At 69.9% G+C, this 3,618-nt stretch carries 4 protein-coding genes; all 4 read left to right on the forward strand.

Annotation, left to right across the window (positions count from 1 at the left end; genetic code table 11):
- Nucleotides 1-496 (forward strand): ABC transporter ATP-binding protein (locus ACFWF3_RS28275; RefSeq protein WP_379316509.1); only part of this gene is annotated, 496 nt, incomplete at its 5' end.
- A 62-nt stretch (nucleotides 497-558) separates the two neighbouring features.
- Nucleotides 559-948, forward strand: coding sequence for a BlaI/MecI/CopY family transcriptional regulator (locus ACFWF3_RS28280; RefSeq protein WP_279537543.1), 390 nt, complete (start codon nucleotides 559-561; stop codon nucleotides 946-948).
- A 64-nt stretch (nucleotides 949-1,012) separates the two neighbouring features.
- Nucleotides 1,013-1,951 (forward strand): M56 family metallopeptidase, encoded by a 939-nt coding sequence (locus ACFWF3_RS28285; RefSeq protein WP_379316511.1) that lies wholly within the window; start codon nucleotides 1,013-1,015, stop codon nucleotides 1,949-1,951.
- Nucleotides 1,952-2,207: 256 nt separating this feature from the next.
- The coding region (locus tag ACFWF3_RS28290) for a DEAD/DEAH box helicase (RefSeq protein WP_379316513.1) at nucleotides 2,208-3,618 on the forward strand (1,411 nt) is incomplete at its 3' end.

The raw sequence follows: 3,618 nt of genomic DNA on the forward strand, positions 1-3,618 counted from the left end.
GTCCTGGTTGCGGCAGTGGTCGGCCGACGACGAGACCGAGGTCGCGGCCGCGCTGGCCCAGACCGGTATCGCCGACCTGGCCGACCGGACCCTCGACGAACTCTCCGGCGGCCAGCGCCAGCGCGCCTGGATCTCCATGGCGCTGGCCCAGGGCACCGACATCCTGCTCCTCGACGAGCCGACCACCTACCTCGATCTCGCGCACTCGCTGGAAGTCCTCGACCTCGTCGACCGCCTGCACGCCGAGTTCGGGCGCACGGTGGTGATGGTGCTGCACGATCTCAACCTCGCCATCCGCTACAGCGACGAGCTCGTGGTGATGCGCGCGGGCGCGATCGTGGCGCGAGGCAAACCGGCCGACATCGTCACTGCCGAACTGCTCGCCGAGGTCTTCGGGCTCGAGGCCACCGTCCTGACAGATCCGGTCTCGGGGCGGCCGATGATCGTCCCGATCGGCACCCGGCACGTGCACGGCGCGGTCGGGTATGACGAATGACACACAGCAAACACCCCGTTACGACAATCTGTAGTACGCATGTTTGTCGTTGAGGCCGTAAAATCGGTGGGATGGCAGGTCTCGGCGAACTCGAAAAAGCGGTCATGGACCAGTTGTGGTCGGCCGATGAGCCACTGACGGTGCGGCAGGTCCACGAAGCGCTGGCCGCGCGGCGCGAGCTCGCGTACACCACGGTGATGACGGTGCTCCAACGACTGGCGAAGAAGGACCTGGTGGTTCAGCGACGCGACGATCGCGCGCATCGATACGCACCGGTTCACAGCCGCGACGAACTGGTCGCGAGCCTGATGGTCGACGCCTTGCAACAGGCCGACGCCGCAGGTAGTCGCGCCGCGGCGCTGGTGCACTTCGTGGAGCAAGTGGGCAAAGACGAAGCGGATGCGCTGCGCGAGGCACTCGCCAAGCTCGAATCCGACGAAAACAGCGGCTAGACTCCCTGGCGGCTCTCACAATGGAGTGAGCGCCCCTGGCCCCACAACGCAGTGAGCAGAGTCGATGAACGCAACCGCGGCAGTCTTTGCTGGTCTCGCCTTGCTTCTCGCAGGGCCGGTACCAGCGCTGCTCAGTCGCGCTACCTGGGTGCACCGCAGCCCACGCGCGGCGCTGGTGTTGTGGCAGGCGATCGCGCTGGCCGCCGTGCTCAGCGCCTTCGGATCGGGGCTGGCCATCGCCAGCCTGCTGCTCGTGCCCGGCCCTGACGGTCGGCCCACCACCTCGCCCACCCAGGAGATCGACGCGCTCGGTCTGCCGCTGTGGACGCTGTATGTGCTGGTCTTCGCCCTGACCCTGATGGTCGGCGCCCGGCTGATGTTCTCGATCGTGCGCGTCGGCGTGCACACCCGGCGCCGCCGCTCCCGTCATCGCATGCTGGTCGACCTGCTCGATCAGAGCGGTCCGGTGCGCCGCGCCGCCGACATCCGCGTGCTGGCCGCCACCGAACCCATCGCCTACTGCCTGCCGGGCCTTCGCCAGCGGGTGGTGATCAGCGAAGGCACGCTGACCAGCCTCGACGACTCCGAGGTCACCGCCATCGTGAGCCACGAACGCTCACACCTGCGCGCACGCCACGATCTGGTGCTCGAGGCGTTCACCGCCGTGCACGAGGCTTTTCCCCGGGTTGTCCGCAGCAAGGCCGCGCTCGGCCAGGTGAAACTGCTCATCGAACTACTCGCCGACGACTCCGCGGTGAAGGTCACCGGGCCCAAGCCGCTGGCCCGCGCCCTGATCGCCTGCGCCAAGTCCACCGCACCGCAGGGCGCGCTCGCCGCGGGCGGACCGAGCACCCTGATCCGCATCCAGCGGCTCGCGAGCACCACTGGAGACGTGAGAGTCGCCACCGCCGCCTACCTCGGCTCGGCCGCGATTCTGGTCGTGCCGACACTGGCCGTCGCGGTGCCGTGGCTGCAGGAGCTCAACCGGCTCTTCCGCGGCTGACCTGGCGATCCGCCGCTGGTTCTCCCCCCGTGCGGCCTAGGCGCCGACCGCACCACCGCTCCCTGCTGCGCAGCGGCACAGACCTTGCCACAACCACTTCGCTGACCAGCCTGTTTACCCAACCGAGCCCGAACACGCCTATCCTGGGAGACCGGTCCTTCCTGCTGGGCCGCACCCCGCTCACGCCGAGGCGCGTATTCGGGTAATCGGCGCCGATCATCGTTCGGCGCGATTCGCAGCCCAACGAAAGGCCACCTTGACCAACTCTGCCGTGCCCAACGAACCGACCTTCGCCGAACTCGGCCTGCCCGTCGAACTGGTGCAGACCCTGCGCAACGCGGGCATCGACAAGCCCTTCCCCATCCAGGCCGCCACGATCGGCGACGCCCTGTCCGGGCGTGACGTGCTCGGTCGCGGCCCGACCGGCTCGGGCAAGACCCTCGCCTTCGGCCTGCCGATGCTGACCCGCCTGGCCGAGGGCTCGCAGTCCAAGCCCGGTCGCCCGCGCGGCCTGGTACTGGTACCGACTCGCGAACTGGCCACTCAGATCGAGAAGGCCCTGGAAGACGCCGCCCGCTCGCTGGGCCTGCGCGTGGCCTCCGTCGTCGGTGGCGCACCGATCAAGCGTCAGGCCGACCGCCTCGCCCGCGGTGTCGACCTGCTCATCGCGACCCCCGGTCGCCTCGACGACCTGATCAAGCAGCGCGCCGCCGACCTGTCGGACGTGACGATCACCGCGCTCGACGAGGCCGACCACATGGCCGACATGGGCTTTTTGCCCCAGGTCACCCGCCTGCTCGACCGCACCCCGAAACAGGGTCAGCGCCTGCTGTTCTCGGCCACCCTCGACGGTGATGTGGACAAGCTGGTCAAGCGCTACATGCACAACCCGGTGACCCACTCGACCGCGCCCGCCGAGGCCTCGGTGAGCACCATGACCCACCACCTGCTCTACGTGCGCGACAAGAACATCAAGCGCACCGTGGCCACCGAGATCGCCGCGCGTGAGGGCCTGACCATCATGTTCGTGCGTACCAAGCACGGCGCCGACCGCCTGGCCAAGCAGCTGCGCGGCGCCGGCGTCGACGCGGGCTCGCTGCACGGTGGCAAGGCACAGAACAACCGTGTGCGCACCCTGGCGGCCTTCGCCGACGGGTCGGTGCCGGTGCTGGTCACCACCGACGTCGCCGCGCGCGGTATCCACATCGACGGTGTCTCGCTGGTCGTGCACTTCGACCCGCCCGCCGAGCACAAGGCCTACCTGCACCGTGCCGGGCGCACCGCGCGCGCCGGGGAGGACGGTGTCGTGGTCACCCTCGTCACCGACGAGGAGCGCAAGGACGTCGCCGCGATGACCCGCAAGGCGGGCGTGCGCACCGACGGTGTCGACGTGCGCCCCGGCGACCGGAACCTGGTGGAGATCACCGGCGCTCGCAAGCCCAGTGGGATCGCACTGGCCGCGCCGGTCGCCCCCGCGCAGCCGACCCGCTCGGCGAACGGGGGCGGGCGTACTCGTCGTCCGCGCACCGGTGGCGCTCCGGCCGCCGAAGCGGGCCGTGGCGGCGCGCCGCGCCGTGAACGTCCGGCGCACGAGCCGCGCACGCGCTCCGGTGGACACGCCCGCACGGGCGACACGCCGACGAATTCTCGTCGTCGCGCCGCGCGTC

Origin of the sequence: Nocardia sp. NPDC060220 (genome assembly GCF_042727815.1) — a bacterium.
Lineage (GTDB): Bacteria > Actinomycetota > Actinomycetes > Mycobacteriales > Mycobacteriaceae > Nocardia.

What these genes read in the sequence shown, in the direction of transcription:
- ACFWF3_RS28285 (WP_379316511.1), top strand. Translation starts at nt 1,013, where the DNA reads ATGAACGCAACCGCGGCAGTCTTTGCTGGTCTCGCCTTGCTTCTCGCA.